The 15,448-nt window shown below is 70.8% G+C and carries 13 protein-coding genes; 6 read left to right on the top strand and 7 right to left on the bottom strand.

Annotated features, from left to right (window positions below; all coding sequences use genetic code 11):
• Positions 1-16: 16 nt before the first annotated feature.
• Entirely contained in the window at positions 17-1,012 is a 996-nt protein-coding gene (locus ACZ7L9_RS14435) for an aldo/keto reductase (protein WP_471415373.1), read from the top strand.
• Between the two features lie 52 nt (positions 1,013-1,064).
• On the top strand, positions 1,065-1,220 hold the full coding sequence (locus tag ACZ7L9_RS14440) for a hypothetical protein (RefSeq protein ID WP_471415375.1): 156 nt from the start codon (positions 1,065-1,067) through the stop codon (positions 1,218-1,220).
• Positions 1,221-1,519: 299 nt separating this feature from the next.
• On the opposite strand, the gene thpR is transcribed toward ACZ7L9_RS14440, so the two are convergent.
• Positions 1,520-2,092, bottom strand: a complete 573-nt coding sequence (gene thpR / locus ACZ7L9_RS14445) for an RNA 2',3'-cyclic phosphodiesterase (RefSeq protein WP_471415376.1) — start codon at positions 2,090-2,092, stop codon at positions 1,520-1,522.
• Positions 2,093-2,222: 130 nt separating this feature from the next.
• Between thpR and ACZ7L9_RS14450 the strand changes: the two genes are divergently transcribed.
• A complete protein-coding gene (locus ACZ7L9_RS14450; RefSeq protein ID WP_471415693.1) occupies positions 2,223-2,783 on the top strand; it encodes a Uma2 family endonuclease in 561 nt (186 codons plus the stop codon).
• A 73-nt stretch (positions 2,784-2,856) separates the two neighbouring features.
• Here the strand turns inward: ACZ7L9_RS14450 and ACZ7L9_RS14455 are convergent, their stop codons facing one another.
• Entirely contained in the window at positions 2,857-4,191 is a 1,335-nt protein-coding gene (locus ACZ7L9_RS14455) for an MFS transporter (protein WP_471415378.1), read from the bottom strand.
• A gap of 93 nt (positions 4,192-4,284) precedes the next feature.
• Positions 4,285-4,725 carry a MarR family winged helix-turn-helix transcriptional regulator gene (locus ACZ7L9_RS14460; protein ID WP_471415380.1) on the bottom strand — a complete coding sequence of 147 codons (441 nt, stop codon included), beginning with the start codon at positions 4,723-4,725 and terminating at the stop codon, positions 4,285-4,287.
• Positions 4,726-4,871: 146 nt separating this feature from the next.
• Between ACZ7L9_RS14460 and ACZ7L9_RS14465 the strand changes: the two genes are divergently transcribed.
• On the top strand, positions 4,872-5,087 hold the full coding sequence (locus tag ACZ7L9_RS14465) for a ribbon-helix-helix protein, CopG family (RefSeq protein WP_471415381.1): 216 nt from the start codon (positions 4,872-4,874) through the stop codon (positions 5,085-5,087).
• Positions 5,088-5,120: 33 nt separating this feature from the next.
• On the opposite strand, the gene ACZ7L9_RS14470 is transcribed toward ACZ7L9_RS14465, so the two are convergent.
• Positions 5,121-6,575: an NCS2 family permease gene (locus ACZ7L9_RS14470; RefSeq protein WP_471415382.1), complete on the bottom strand. Its 1,455-nt coding sequence runs from the start codon at positions 6,573-6,575 to the stop codon at positions 5,121-5,123.
• Between the two features lie 219 nt (positions 6,576-6,794).
• On the opposite strand from ACZ7L9_RS14470, the gene ACZ7L9_RS14475 reads away from it, so the two are divergent.
• A complete protein-coding gene (locus ACZ7L9_RS14475; RefSeq protein ID WP_471415383.1) occupies positions 6,795-7,118 on the top strand; it encodes a DUF2530 domain-containing protein in 324 nt (107 codons plus the stop codon).
• A 125-nt stretch (positions 7,119-7,243) separates the two neighbouring features.
• Complete coding sequence (locus ACZ7L9_RS14480; RefSeq protein WP_471415384.1) at positions 7,244-9,724, top strand: HAD-IC family P-type ATPase; 2,481 nt, start codon at positions 7,244-7,246, stop codon at positions 9,722-9,724.
• A 51-nt stretch (positions 9,725-9,775) separates the two neighbouring features.
• Here the strand turns inward: ACZ7L9_RS14480 and ACZ7L9_RS14485 are convergent, their stop codons facing one another.
• The 3 genes from ACZ7L9_RS14485 to ACZ7L9_RS14495 all read right to left on the bottom strand — a co-directional run bounded on the left by ACZ7L9_RS14485 (position 9,776) and on the right by ACZ7L9_RS14495 (position 15,351).
• A complete protein-coding gene (locus ACZ7L9_RS14485) occupies positions 9,776-10,660 on the bottom strand; it encodes a calcium-binding protein (RefSeq protein WP_471415385.1) in 885 nt (294 codons plus the stop codon).
• A gap of 194 nt (positions 10,661-10,854) precedes the next feature.
• Positions 10,855-14,118: a sacsin N-terminal ATP-binding-like domain-containing protein gene (locus ACZ7L9_RS14490; RefSeq protein WP_471415694.1), complete on the bottom strand. Its 3,264-nt coding sequence runs from the start codon at positions 14,116-14,118 to the stop codon at positions 10,855-10,857.
• A gap of 297 nt (positions 14,119-14,415) precedes the next feature.
• A complete protein-coding gene (locus tag ACZ7L9_RS14495) occupies positions 14,416-15,351 on the bottom strand; it encodes a DUF3027 domain-containing protein (RefSeq protein WP_471415386.1) in 936 nt (311 codons plus the stop codon).
• Positions 15,352-15,448: the final 97 nt, after the last annotated feature.

Here is a 15,448-nt window from a genome sequence, read left to right on the forward strand (position 1 = left end):
CGTTGGCTTGGTGCCCATGGAGTACACGCAGCTCGGACGCACCGGACTCAAAGTCAGCCGTCTCGTCCTCGGCACCATGAACTTCGGCCCGCAGACCAATGAGGTCGACAGCCACACCATCATGGACGCGGCGCTGGAGACCGGTCTGAATTTCTTCGACACCGCGAACGTTTACGGCTGGGGCGAGAACAAGGGCCGCACCGAGGAGATCATCGGCACCTGGTTCGCCCGGGGCGGCGACCGCCGCGACAAGGTGGTCCTGGCCACCAAGATGTACGGGAACATGGCCGCTGACGGCGAGGCCTGGCCCAACCACGACAAGCTCTCCGCCGTGAACATCCGGCGCTCGGTCGAGGCGTCGCTGAAGCGGCTCCAGACGGACTACATCGACCTCTACCAGTTCCACCACGTCGACCGGAACACCCCCTTCGAGGAGATCTGGCAGGCGATCGACGTCCTGATCCAGCAAGGCAAGATCCTCTACGCGGGCTCGTCGAACTTCGCCGGTTACAAGATCGCCCAGGCCAATGAACTGGCCGCCCGGCGCGGCTCGTTGGGCCTGGTCAGTGAGCAGTGCATCTACAACCTGATCGAGCGCCGTGCCGAGATGGAGGTCATCCCGGCCGCTCAGGAGTACGGACTCGGCGTCATCCCGTGGTCCCCGCTGCACGGGGGCCTGCTGGGCGGCGTGCTGAAGAAGGAGCGCGAGGGAACGGCGGGGCGTTCGGCCTCCGGCCGGAGCGCTGACGCGCTGAAGAACTCGGCGCAGCGCGAGAAGATCCAGGCGTACGAGGACCTGCTCGACAAGCACGGCCTGGAGCCGGGCGAGGTCGGACTGGCGTGGCTGCTCGCGCAGCCGGGGGTGACGGGGCCGATCGTCGGACCGCGCAACCAGGAGCAGCTGGACTCGGCGCTGCGGGCCGTGGAACTGGATCTCTCCGCGGAGCTGCTGGCGTCGCTCGACGAGATCTTCCCCGGTCCGGGGCCGTCACCGGAGGCGTTCGCCTGGTGACGGTGATCCGACGGATGGCCAGGCGGGTGGTCTGACGGGCCGTCCGTCCGATATGTACGGGCCGCCGCTGCCCCGTCCCCGCGTCACCGGGGGCGAGGGCGACGGCGGCCCGTACGTGCAGCGGCTCACGTCCAGCCGCATCGGGCACACCGACTTCGCGGCCGACCACCACTACGCCTTCTGGAAGGCACTCGCCCCCTCGCGGTGAGGTGAAGCGCTCCTGACGGAGTACGCGAAAGCCGGAACGCCGCCATTTGCGGCTGGTGGCACGGCCCCTACCGGCACCCCGACAAGGCCTACTCCTCCCGCGGCAACCGCGCATTCGCCGGGGAGACGGCCCTGGCCCTCGGGGCCCGACGCTCGGGCGTCTGCGGCCCGGCCGCTGACGGCGGCCGTCACTGACCGACGGCGGCTGCCACGGCGACGACGACGAACATCAGTACGAGCACGGCCGCCATGATGCGGTTTCTGGTCTTCGGATCCACCCTTCGAGCGTAACCGCCGGTCTCAGTGGCCCAGCGACCAGGATCCGATCACCTCGTACCGCGGTCGCTCCCCGGCCACCCCGCCGACCGGCAGGTTGCTGCGCACGAGGGCGACCTCGCCGACCTCCCACGGGGTGCCCTCGAAACCCTCGAGGGCCGTGACGTAGGGGCGCAGATTGGTCTCGATGCGGCTGCGGGCGAGGGTGAGGTGCGCGCTGTAGCGGCGGTGCTCGTCCATCGGGACGCCGGAGCGGCGGGCGGCGGCGTCGACGCGTTCGGCGAGGAGCCGCAGCGTGTCGAGTTCGCCCGCGGCCCCGACCCACAGCACCCGCCCACCGAACCGGCCGCCGCTGTGGAGGCGCAGCGGGAAGGGCTCGGTGCGGTGGGCCGCCCGTGCGAGGCGCGCCCGCAGCTCGGGCAGCAGCTCCTCGTCCACGGCCCCGAGGAACGCGAGCGTGAAGTGCCAGCCCGGCTCACCGGCCCAGCGCAGTCTGCCGGCATCGGGGAGCGCGCGCAGCGGGGCGACGGCGCGGCGCAGTTCCCGCAGGGCCGGGTCGGGCGGCAGAACGGCGACGAAGAGTCTGAGGCTGCTCATGGGCCGAGTGTCGCACCGAACCGGCGTGTCCCGGCCTGCGTACGTATCGTTGGACCACGCGGCTGCCCCCGCCCGCGTGGCGGCGGGGAGGAGCGGCACGGTGACCGTCGTAGCGAGCGACAGGATCGAGATGGCCGAGGAGAGCGACGAGCGGACTCTGGACGCCATGTTCGAGTGGCTCGACAAGTTGCCCGTCCCCGAGGGATTCAAGGCCGAGATCGTCGGGGGAAACATCTTCATGTCACCGCAGCGGGACAACCACTGGGACATCATCGCCGATCTCTTCGAGCAGCTTCGGGGCACATATCCGCGGCGACGCCTGAAGTCCGACGTGCGCGTCGACTTCCCCGGGCATCTCAATGGGTTCGCTGCGGACGTGCTGGCGCTCAAGGAGGACGCCCCGAAGGACAGCAAGGGAAACTGGCTCTTCGAGGGTGTGGAGTTCGTGGCAGAGGTGATCTCGCAAGGCACCGCGACGAATGACTACGGACCCAAGAAGGATGCCTACGCCGCGGCCGGCGTTCCCGTCTACCTGATCGCCGATCCGTACAGCGGCGAGTGTCACGTCTTCCGAAGTCCCGCCAATGGTGTGTACGGATCCAAGCTGACCGTGCTGTTCGGTACGGACATCGACCTCACCGGCACCCCGGTGCGCCTCGTCCTGCGCACGAGCGAATTCCCCCGCGACTGACGCGTTCCCCGGAACGCGACGGCCCCGGCCGGGTACCCACCGGCCGGGGCCATGTGTGCTTCCTCGACGGCCCTCAGGCCGCCGTGGCCAGTTCCTCGCGCGGGACGAAGCGGACGTGCGGGCGCCCCGGCCGGAGGTCGACCCGGAGGCGGAGGCCGCCGACGCGGGCCAGCATGAGGCCGACGCCGACCGCGGCGACCAGCGAGAACGCACCGCCGACCGCCATGCCGGTACGGACCCCGTAGGCGTCGCTGATCCACCCGACGATCGGGGCGCCCACCGGCGTACCCCCGGCGAACACCATCATGTACAGGCTCATGACCCGGCCGCGCATGGCCGGGTCGGCGGCCATCTGGACGCTCGTGTTCGCGCTGATGTTGGTCGTCAGACCGATCATGCCGATCGGGACCAGCAGGATCGCGAAGAGCCAGACGGACGGCGACAGGGAGGCGATGATCTCCAGCAGTCCGAACGCGGTGCCCGCGGCCACCAGCATCCGCAGCCGCGAGGAGCCGCGGCGGGCGGCGAGCAGGGCGCCGGCGAGGGAGCCTGCCGCCATGAGGATGTTGAAGAACGAGTACATCCCGGCGCCGCCGTGGAAGATCTCGTCCGCGAAGGCCGTGAGCCAGATCGGGAAGTTGAACCCGAACGTGCCGACGAAGCCGACCAGGACGATCGGCCAGATGAGCTCGGGGCGGCCGGAGACGTAGCGCAGGCCCTCCCGGAGCTGCCCCTTGGCGCGGGGTACGACGGTGGGCTTGTGCAGCTCGCTCGTACGCATCAGCATCAGGCCGACGAGCGGGGCGGCGAAGGACAGGCCGTTGAACATGAAGGCCCAGCCGCTGCCGACCGTGGTGATCAGGACACCGGCGACGGCGGGGCCGATGAGGCGGGCGGACTGGAAGTTCGCCGAGTTGAGGCTGACCGCGTTCCGCAGCTGGGCGGGGCCGACCATCTCGGAGACGAACGACTGGCGGGCCGGGTTGTCGACGACCGTCACCATGCCGAGCAGGAACGCGATGAGGTAGACGTGCCACACCTGGACGACACCGGAGAGCGTGAGCACCGCGAGGGCGATCCCGCACAGGCCGAGCGCCGCCTGGCTGACGAGAAGGAGCTTCCGCTTCGGGAGACGGTCGGCGATGACGCCGCCGTACAGGCCGAAGAGAAGCATCGGGAGGAACTGGAGGGCCGTGGTGATGCCGACGGCGGTGGCGGATCCGGTGAGGCTCAGGACGAGCCAGTCCTGCGTGATGCGGGACATCCAGGTACCGGTGTTGGAGATCACGGCGCCCGTGGCGAACAGGCGGTAGTTGCGGATCTTCAGCGACGAGAAGGTCCCGCCGGGCTTGCTCTCGTGGGTGGAAGTCGGTGCGGGGGCGGAGTCTGCTCCGGATCCCGTACTCAAAAGGGTTCGCCTCCTCGGGCATGTACAAGTTGCTGACTGACAAGGATGCGGCGGTGCGGGCGGTGCGCCGGTGATCCGGCGCGGCCGGCCCCGCTACAGGTGGGCGAGCTTCTCCAGCACGGGCGCCGCCTTGCGCAGCGTCTCCCACTCGTCCTCGTCCAGACCCTCGGCGAGGGTGGCCAGCCAGGCGTTCCGCTTGGTGCGGCTCTCTTCGAGCATGGCTTCCGCCCGCTCGGTCTGGCTGACCATCTTCTGACGACGGTCATCGGGGTGCGGTTCCAGTCTGACCAGCCCCTTCGCTTCCAGCAGCGCGACGATGCGAGTCATCGACGGAGGCTGCACATGCTCCTTGCGGGCCAGCTCACCCGGCGTGGCCGAGCCGCAGCGGGCGAGCGTGCCGAGCACCGACATCTCGGTGGGGCTCAGCGACTCGTCGACACGCTGGTGCTTCAGGCGTCGGCCGAGCAGCATCACGGCTGAGCGGAGGGAGCTCACGGCGGCCGCACTGTCGCCGTCGTGGATCAGGTCAGGCATGTTTATTAGAGTAACTCATTACCTACCCTAAAGACCATTCGTGTTACACGCGCGAGGGAGCAGACTGCCCAATCGATCACCCGAACGAGTGAGTCGGATCCGGAAAGTGACGCTGAACGACCTCCCGGGCCGTAACCCTGCTTGCCATGGGATCGACTGTGCTCAGCCTGCGGATAGACGGTGAGCTGCTCCACCGGCTCCGGCAGCATGCCGCCAAACGCGGAATGAGCGTCCAGGACTATGTCGTCCGGACGCTCATTCGCGATGACTTCGACGAGCGCTTCAAGGCGGCCGTCGACGAGACGGAGAAGTTCTACGGGTCGGAAGAGACCGCGGGGATCAGGGCAGAAGAGGTCACGTGAGCCTCGGGACCGCGGGGATCAGGGGGGCAGAGGTCACGTGAGGCCGAGGGCCGGCATCGCGTAGTAGAAGACGAAGACCGCCGACACCACATACATGGCCGCCGGCACCTCGCGCCAGCGCCCGGCCACGACCCGCAGCACGGTGAAGGCGATGAAGCCGATGCCGATGCCGTTGGTGATCGAGTACGTGAACGGCATCATCACCATGGCCAGGAAGGCCGGGATGGCGAGCGTGTAGTCGCTCCAGTCGATGTCCCGCACCGAACCCGAGATGATCAGGAAGCCGACCGCCAGCAGCGCCGGGGTGGCCGCCTGCGACGGGACCATGGTCGCCAGCGGCGTCAGGAAGAGCGCCACCGTGAACAGCAGACCCGTCACGATGCTCGCGAGGCCGGTGCGGGCGCCCTCACCGACACCCGCCGTGGACTCCACGAAACAGGTGCCCGCGGAGGCGGAGGTCGCACCGCCCGCGGCGACCGCGATGCCGTCGACGAACAGCACCTTGTTGATGCCGGGGAAGTTGCCGTCCTTGTCCGTCAGCTTCGCCTCGTCGCCGACACCGAGGATGGTGCCCATCGCGTCGAAGAAGCAGGACAGCAGCACGGTGAAGACGAACAGGATGCCGGTGAGCACGCCGACCTTGTCGAAGCCGCCGAACAGACTCACTTTGCCGAGCAGCCCGAAGTCCGGGGTGGCGACCGGGTTGCCCGGCCACTGCGGGACGGTCAGGCCCCACGCCTCGCCCGGCAGATGGGCGACCGCGTCGATGATCAGCGCGACGACCGTCATCGCGACGATGGAGATCAGGATGGCGCCCGACACCTTGCGGACGAGCAGCGCGAGGGTGAGCAGCGCACCGATGACGAAGACGAGGACCGGCCAGCCGTTGAGGTGACCGTCGCTGCCGAGCTGGAGCGGCACGGTGGTGTGCGCGGCGTCCGGGATACGGGAGACGAAGCCCGAGTCGACCAGGCCGATCAGCAGGATGAAGAGGCCGATACCGATCGCGATGCCCTTGCGGAGCGACGTCGGTACGGCGTGCATCACGCGTTCGCGCAACCCGGTCGCGACCAGCAGCATGACCACGATGCCCGCGAGGACGACCATCCCCATCGCGTCCGGCCAGCTCATCCTGGGGGCGAGCTGGAGGGCCACGACGGTGTTGACGCCGAGGCCGGCCGCCAGCGCGATCGGCACATTGCCGATGACGCCCATCAGGAGTGTGGAGAACGCGGCGGTCAGCACGGTGGCGGTGACCAGCTGACCACTGTCGAGCTGGTGCCCGTACATGTCCTTCGCGCTGCCGAGAATGATCGGGTTCAGCACGATGATGTACGCCATCGCAAAGAACGTGGCGAATCCGCCGCGGATCTCGCGTGCGACCGACGACCCCCGCTCGGAGATCTTGAAGAAGCGATCCAGTCCGTTGTGCGGCTGAGGGCCCGAGGACTGCGTGGAATCGACCGGAGCGGTGGCCGAGGGGGACATGTAGGACCTCAGTCGTACGTCGGGGGGTTAAAAGTGGTCAGCTTTGGATGTTCAGACGAATAATTCGAGACAGCCGTAAGCAGATTCAGTATGAATACATAAGGCGAAGATCGCTATCTCCGCGCGTAGACTCGTGGGCCACCTCGGCCGGTGGGTCTTATGCATGCCGTCCTTACGGGGTACGGGAGGGGGCCGCAGGGAGCCCCATACACTGACGTCATGGCGAAGTGGACACCGAAGCACGAGGCACCCGAGCCCCTGGAGGGGCCCGTCGTCGCCACCATCACGGGCGGCACGATCCTCTGGTTCGTCCTCTTCCTGGTTCAGCTCCCGTTCTACGGCTGGTTCGACGACCACGGGCATGCGTGGTGGGTGTGGACCTGTCTGGCCGGCGCGGGGCTCGGCCTGATCGGCATCTGGTACGTACGGGGACGGGACGCGGCGATCAAGCGGGCCGCGGCGGCCGCCGCCGAGAAGTCGGCCGGGGTTTCGACCTCCGGCACCGGACCGGACGACAAGGGCGCCTCGGACGCTTCCGCGTAACGTGTGACGCGTCTCACCAGGAGCTCCGGGCTCCGTACCCCCGTAGGACCATTCCCCTCCTCCCCCGGTCTGATCTTCGGACCCTCGGTGGGTGATTGGGACGTTCCACCCGTACCGTCGGAACCATGACGCAGCGGGCACCCCATTCCTCCGGCGAACAGTCCCCCGGGGCTTCCGGTTCCGCCGACCGCCTCGGGCCGGTCGGGATCGACGCAGGATCCGAGCTCGACCCGGTCCACCCCGTGAAGCTGCCGGCCCCGGCCGTGAACACCCGTGGGCTGACCGCTGCCGAGGTGGCCGAGCGGATCGCCCGGGGTGAGGTCAACGACGTACCCGTCCGCTCGTCCCGTTCCCTCAGCGAGATCGTCCGCGCCAACGTCTTCACCCGGTTCAACCTGATCATCGGCGTGCTCTGGCTGATCATGCTGTTCGTCGCGCCGATCCAGGACAGCCTCTTCGGCTTCGTGATCATCGCCAACACCGGCATCGGCATCGTCCAGGAGTGGCGGGCCAAGAAGACCCTGGACGGCCTCGCGGTCATCGGCGAGGCGAAACCCACCGTGCGGCGCGACGGGGTCTCGGCCGAGATCTCCACCTCCGAGATCGTCCTCGGCGACCTCGTCGAGCTCGGCCCCGGCGACAAGGTCGTCGTGGACGGCACGGTCGCCGAGGCCGACAGCCTGGAGATCGACGAGTCGCTGCTCACCGGCGAGGCCGACCCGGTGCTGAAGCAGCCCGGCGACCCCGTCATGTCCGGCAGCTTCGTCGTCGCGGGCGGCGGCTCGTTCGCGGCCACCAAGGTCGGCCGCGAGGCCTACGCCGCGCAGCTCGCCGAGGAGGCGTCCCGCTTCACCCTCGTCCAGTCCGAGCTGCGCACAGGCATCTCCACCATCCTCAAGTACGTCACCTGGATGATGGTGCCGACCGCGCTCGGCCTGATCATCAGCCAGCTCTTCGTCAAGGACAACAACGTCAGCGAGTCGATCGCCCGGACCGTCGGCGGCATCGTCCCGATGATCCCGGAAGGCCTGGTGCTGCTCACCTCGGTCGCCTTCGCGATCGGCGTCGTACGGCTCGGTCGCAAACAGTGCCTGGTGCAGGAGCTCCCCGCCATCGAGGGGCTGGCCCGCGTCGACGTCGTCTGCCTGGACAAGACCGGCACCCTCACCGAGGGCGGCATGGACGTCACCGAGGTACGGACGCTGGGCGGGGCGGACGACACGTACGTACGGCGCGTGCTGGGCGCCCTCGGCGCCTCCGATCCGCGACCCAACGCCAGCCTCCAGGCCATCGTCGACGCCTACCCCGACGGCGAGGAGTGGCGGTGCACACAGGCGCTGCCGTTCTCCTCGGCCCGCAAGTACAGCGGCGCCGCGTTCGACGAGGGCGGCGGCCGGGCCTCGGTCTGGCTGCTCGGCGCCCCCGATGTCCTGCTGCCCGAGCAGGACCCGGCGCTCACCGAGATCGAGCAGCTCAACGAGCAGGGGCTGCGGGTGCTGCTGCTGGCCCGTGCGGAGGGCAAGCTCGAAGGGCCGGACATCGCCGCCGGGGCCGTACCGAGCGCGCTGGTCGTCCTGGAGCAGCGGCTGCGGCCCGATGCCGGCCGGACGCTGGCCTACTTCGCCGACCAGCGGGTCGCCGCGAAGGTCATCTCCGGCGACAACGCGGTCTCCGTCGGCGCGGTCGCCGGAAAGCTCGGCATGCCGGGCGCCGGGAACACCCTGGACGCGCGCCGGCTGCCCACCGACCCGGACGACATGGCCACGGCCATGGAGGAGAACGCGGTCTTCGGCCGGGTCACCCCGCAGCAGAAGCGGGACATGGTCGGCGCGCTCCAGTCCCGCGGCCACACCGTCGCGATGACCGGCGACGGCGTCAACGACGTGCTGGCGCTGAAGGACGCCGACATCGGCGTCGCCATGGGGTCGGGCTCCGAGGCGACCCGGGCCGTCGCCCAGATCGTGCTGCTCGACAACAGCTTCGCGACGCTGCCGTCCGTCGTCGCCGAGGGCCGCCGGGTGATCGGCAACATCACCCGGGTCGCCACCCTGTTCCTGACCAAGACCGTCTACTCGGTGCTGCTGGCGATCCTCGTGGTCTGCTTCCAGGTCGACTACCCGTTCCTGCCCCGCCATCTGACGCTGCTGTCGACACTGACGATCGGCGTCCCGGCGTTCTTCCTGGCCCTCGCCCCCAACAAGGAACGGGCCCATCCGCACTTCGTGCGCCGCGTCATGCGGTACGCGATCCCGTCGGGTGCCATCGCGGCCGTCGCCACCTTCGTGACGTACATGGTCGCCCAGAACCACTACTCCGGTACAGGCGCGCTGGACGCGGAGACCAGCGCGGCAACACTCACGCTGTTCCTGGTCTCGATGTGGGTCCTGGCGATCATCGCCCGCCCGTACACCTGGTGGCGGGCGTGTCTGGTGGCGGCGATGGGGCTGGCGTTCCTGATCGTGCTGGTGGTGCCGTGGCTGCAGGAGTTCTTCGCGCTGAAGCTGGTGGGAGCGGCGATGCCGTGGACCGCGGTGGGGATCGCGGTGGTGGCGGCGGCCGGCCTGGAGTACGCCTGGCGGCTGGTCGGCCGCCGCTTCCCGGTGTGATTCCCCGAGCACTTCCCCGCCTGCGGGGCCTGCTACGGGGCTACCGCGTGGTTACTTCACGTCGACGAAGTCGCCCGCGGTCGTGACGGCCGGGGTGGTGGACGTACCGGCGAAGCTGTAACGCCAGTAGCCGTCGACCGACGCCTTGACGGTCGTCTTCAGGTTGCCCGTGCTGTTCGTCTTGATCGTCTTGATCGTGGTGTACGTGGAGCTGGTCTTCTTGCGGAACTGGAGCTTCACCGGCTGGCCGGTGTAGCCGTGGTACTTGTAGTCCTCCCAGTTCGCCCGCGACAGCTTTCCGGTGACCGTGATCGTGCCGCCCTTCTTCACCGGCTCCGGGGCCGCGTCGACCGTCAGCTTCGACAGCCGCTGCACCCGGGCGGTGCCGTAGAAGTCGGTGTAGGCGACGTCGGTGTCGTTACCGGCGAGGGCGCCCGCGGAGACGTGCCAGGTGCCGGCCAGGGCGTTCTTGTACAGGTCGTAGCGCGGGTAGATCGTGAAGGTCAGCTTGCACGTGGAGGTCGTCGCGTTGACCTTGGTGCACTTCGCGGCGTCCTCGTTCGGCAGGATGGCCCCGTCGATGGTGTCCGGCGACGACGGGTCCGAGCCGTGCCACAGGTCGGCGTAGACGTCGGCGACACCGGTCGGGTGCGAGGCGGTGACGGAGACGGAGATCGTCTTCGAGGCCGTGGTGCCGAGGACGATGTTCTTGCCGCCGTTGACGACGACCTTGGAGATGACAGGTTCCGCGGTGGCGGCACGGGCGGCCGCGGCGGCCTTCGAGGTTCCCTGAGCGGCGGTGCCGAAGACCTCGGCGGCCGACGTCGGCTTGTGCTGGTTCGCAGCGGGGTGGTCGCCCGCGTGGGCGGCCGGAACGGCCAGAGCCGACAGAGCCAGGGCGCCGGAAGCGGCTGCGACAGTGACACGAATACGCATGTTTTTCCCCAGTGGAGAAAGGGCCCCGCGAGTACGTGACGCGACTCGTGCGGGGCTCGTTCGGTCTGAGAGTCTGGTGACTCGTCAGACCAGACTCACCACGCATGTGAAGGGTTGCACACGAAACCGACTTTTCTGCGAAGATCCCGCTCCGGCGCCCGTGCCCGCCCGATCCGAGGCCGCCCGACGGGCCCTCAGTCGAACCAGCGGTCCCGGGCCAGTTCCTCCGTACGGGACGGGTCCTCCAACAGCGCCGCGACCTCGAAGCGGCGCGGCCACTGACCCGCCGCCCACGCCAGGCCCGCCGCGACACCTTCCAGCGTGGCGGCATGCACGGTCCCGTCGGGGGTGCGGCGCCAGTCCAGTTCGACTCCGCCCGCGCGCAGTTCACCGTGCTCGATGTACATGTCCGGGGTGCCGGCGCCGAGCAGGACCCGTACCGAATCCGGTACCCGGTGCTCCTCGCCCTCCGTCGTCACCTCGGCCGCCACCGTCTCGCCGAGCCGCCGCACCTGGAACAGCTCGGCCAGATCGGCCGCGCGCGTCGGGGCGACCGGGAGCAGCGGGAGCCCGGTGGTCAGCGGCAGCAGATCCGGGGCGTCCGCGATCACGGCGTCCGCCGCGTCGACGACCCGGACCTCGCCATCGACCACGGCCCGCACCTCGTCGGGCAGCGTGACCTGTTCGGGGTCGAGATCGGCCAGCGCCGTGTACAGGGAGTGCAGTTGTACGGGGCCGACCTCGCGGTCCTCGTCCGCGAGCCGGCCGAGGAGTTCGGCGGCGCCGCCGGGCTCGTCGAGGAGGGCGGCCACGGAGGTCCGTACACCGAGGGCGCGCAGCACCTGGGCGTCGTCGAAGCCGGCCGCGTCGGCGGATTCGTACAGTCCGGCCAGCAGCGGGTCGCCGGACGCCGCGCGCAGACCGGCCGGGCGGCGGCCGCCGATCACGGGGTGGTCGCGCAGCCACCAGGCCGTGTACGGGCGGACGGACCGGGTGGTGCCGTCGGGCAGCAGCACCCGCACGGGCTGGGTCAGCGCGTCGCGCAGCGGTGGCTGGGCGAGCAGGGCGAGTGCCTGCGGCCAGGCGTCGTCGTCGACGAGGTCCAGGTCGCGGACGGCGACGAGTTCGGTGGCGACCGGCGGCACGGGGACCCGCCCGTCGCCCGACCACCACCCCTCGCCGTCACCGCTGCGCGGCGGCAGACTCAGTTGCAGCTGGTCGAGAAGGTCCTCGCACCACACGTCCACGGCGTCGAGCAGACCGGCGTCGTCCGGCTCGGCGAAGTCGCCCTCGCGGGGTTCCAGTTCGTCCGGGTCCAGGACGACATCGGTGGCCCTCACGAGGGCGAAGGTGGCGAGCACACCGCAGGCGGTGAGCGGCTGTTCGCCCCAGCGGTCTGTCAACTCCTGGTCGCAGAGGGCGAGTTCGCCTTCACGCATGATGGCTGCGAACGGACTCCCGGGCAGGACGAGTTCACCGGCGGGGGCCGGCTCGCCGTCCTCGTCGGGGAGGGCGAGCGCACCGAGCCAGGGCTCGTCGCCGGGGGCCAGGTCGGCGTCCCGTACGAGGGTGAGGACGGTCTCGGCGAGCTCGTCGACGTCCAGCGCTTCCTCGTCCCAGATCTCGCCCGCGTCCAGCGATCCGGCGACGGCTGCCCGCACTTGAGGAGTCGTCAGCACCGCGCGCGGCGTGGCGGGCAGCGCGCCCAGCTTCTCCAGCAGCGGATGGGCGGCGTCCGGGTGCGCGACCTTCAGCCCGAGTCGGACGAGCCGGCCCAGGACCGGTCCGGTGAGCGCGTCGGGGAGCGGGAGGAGGACCTGGCGGGGGCCGATGGTGGTGCGGGGCGCGGCCGGGGCCTCCGATTCCGGTGTCTCCGGCTTCCCGGCCAGCGGGACGGGCAGACCGGACAGGCGGTCCGGGTCGATGCCGGACAGGCTGTCGTACAGCCGCCGCCACCAGCCGGGGTCGCGCTCGAGTCCGGCGAGCCGGTCGATCGCCTCGGTCAGCGGGACGCGGGCGATGCCGAGGGTGCGCAGCTCGCTGCGGCGTTCCAGCCCGGCGGGCAGCAGGCACGGCAGGACCTCGGCGAGCACCCGTACGGTCTCGGCGCCGACGCCCTCCAGCACCTCGGCCTCGATGGGGCGCAGCGCGGTGGTGGTGGCCGCCTCGCGGATGCCGTCCGGCTGCGCGTCCCAGGTGTCCCACCGGTCCGCTTCGGCCGCGGCGTCGCGCGGGGCGGCGGGCGCCAGGAAGGCGACACGAGGCAGCAGCGCCAGGATCGCGCCGCGCAGGGCGCCGTCCAGTTCGCCCTTACCGAGCGGTCCGGGGACGAGGTCGATGGTGTCGACCGCCACCGGCTGCCAGCCGGCGAGCAGTTCGGCGTACGCGTCGGCCGCGCGCTGCACCAGGAAGTCGGTGAGCGGGCCGGGCGCGGGGTGGCGGCGGGTGGTGTCGAGCGGCAGCGACGCGATGAGCAGCGCGGGGATGCCGAGAGGTTCGTCGGTGGGGGTCGGCGCGTGGACGACGGGGGCGGTGCGGGGGCGTACCGGGGCGCCCTCCGCGTCCACGGGGACCGCCCAGGTGACCGACCAGTGCGGGCGCAGCCGTTCCTCGCGGGGCCGGTCGGCGAGCAGGGCGGGCTCGACGGGGCCGTGGTGGGTGATGGTGCGCCAGCGGTGCGTACCGTGCGCGGAGTCCTCGACGTGGGTGTACGGGCCGTGCTGCGAGCGGCGCAACGTCCGTACGGTGTCCGGGGTTTCGATCACGATCTCGTCGAGACCGCGCAGGGTGAGCAGGATGGCGTCGTCGACCGCGTCGAGCAGCCGGACCACGAGGTCCTCGGCGCCGCCGTCGCGCAGCGGGAGGACGACGACGGTGTCGTACCCGTCGGGTGCGGTGCCTTCGGCGGGCAGCGGGAGCCGCAGCAGCGGTACGTGACCGTCGCGGCGGCGCAGCTCGTCGCCGAGGCCGGGGCTGGCGACGGCCACGCGGGCGGCGAGGTCGCGGGCCTCGGCGAGGGACCAGCGGACGCCGCCGTGCCGGCCGACGACGGCGGGCTCGTCGCTCACCGCGAGCACGGCGGCGAACCCGACACCGAACCTGCCGACGGCTCCCTCGTGGCCCTCGCGCTTGGCGGAGGCGCGCAGGGTGGAGAGCGATTCCACCCCGGTGGCGTCGAGGGGGGCGCCGGTGTTGGCGGCGGCGAGTACGGCGGGGGCGTCCGCGGTCGCCGCGTGCAGGGTGAGGCGGAGCCGCCCGGGGACCTGGGCGCGGGCGGCGGCGTCGGCGGCGTTCTGGGCCAGCTCGACGACGAGGCGGTCGCGGTAGCCGCCGAGCGCGAGGTCCTCCTCGGCGTTGGCGTCCTCGCGGAACCTGGCGGGGCCGGCGCCCCAGGCGTCGAGCACGCCGCGTCGCATCCGTGCGGTCCCGAACGGATCGGCCCCCTCGGTCGCATTCATGCTCACGCTCTGACTCCGCTCTTTCCGGTTACGCCTTGCCCGTGCCGCCAGTGTGCGCCTGAAGGTACCGGGTCCTCTCGCCGGACGGGCACCGCGAACGGCGCTCCACGCGGGCGGCAACGCGTCTGCCCCGGCACACGGGGCCCCGGTTCCGGGCAGGGCTCATCGACGTACGGCGGCAGATTCGAGCCCGCCCGGCGTTCGAGGACGGGACCGGTTCGCCGGGCGGGCCCGCGGTCTGTGCCACCGGCCGCGCCGGAGCGCCCGAAAGCCCGCACCCCGCAAACCCGCGCCCGGTCAGGAGTGGCCGAGATCCTCCGTCGGAACGTCCGGCTCCGCCGGGACCGAGCCGGAGTCCCGCGCCGGCCGCAACGGATACTCGTCCACCTGCATCGTGTCCAGCGCGTGCGGCGCCGGCTTCGGCGGCTTCGGCATCACCGCCGCCTCCGAATGCCCACCGCACCCGTACGACAGCGACACCACATGCCCGTCCGCCGGGCCGAACTCGTTCGCGCACACCCCGAACGCCTGCTTCAGCGAACCCGCCAACGGCACCAGGAACGCGCAGGTGACACACGAGGCCGGTGCTGCCTGGGCCATCGGCGTCTTCGCGCCGAACCCCTCGTCCCACCGGTCGGCCGCCGTGTGCAGCCCGTACCGCGACAGCACCCGCGCCCGCCGCATGCCGAGCTCCTCGGCGACCGCCGCGATCGAGCCCCGGCTGGTCGTCGCGGGGCGCGTCGTCAGCTCCGCGTCCTCCGCGTCGACGAGGTCGGCCATCTCCTCCGAAACCTCGGAGACCGCGGAGTTCGGCGGCGGCTCGTCCTCGCCGGTGTAGCCGGGCTCCAGGCGGAGGTCGTCCGCCTCGGTGGGCAGCAGATCGCCGGGCCCCATGTCCCCGGGGCGCAGGCGCTCGCTCCACGGCACCCACTCCGGGGCGAGGAGCGCATCGCTGCCGGGCAGCAGCACGGTCTCGTCAAGGGTGACGTTCTTCGCGCGGGATGCCCGGGCGACGGTCACCGCCCAGCGCCAGCCCCGGTAGCCGGGCTCCCCGCACTCGAAGAAATGCGTAACGACCCGGTCGCCCTCGGAGACCAGGCCCACATGCTCGCCGACGACCCCCGGCGCGGCTGCTTCCTCGGCCGCCGCGCGGGCGAGGTCTACGGCCTCGGCGCACAGTCGGTCGGGGGCAGGGGTACGGGCCGTACGGCTTCGCGTCGTCGCAGCACTCACAGGTCTCGCTTCTCTCCTACGCCAGTCTCACGAGCGCGCCAGCACATCCATCGATTTCGGCCATGACGGCTGCGGGCGGAGCGGACCTGGGGGCCGC

The sequence above is a fragment of the Streptomyces sp. NPDC111516 genome (genome assembly GCF_055635345.1).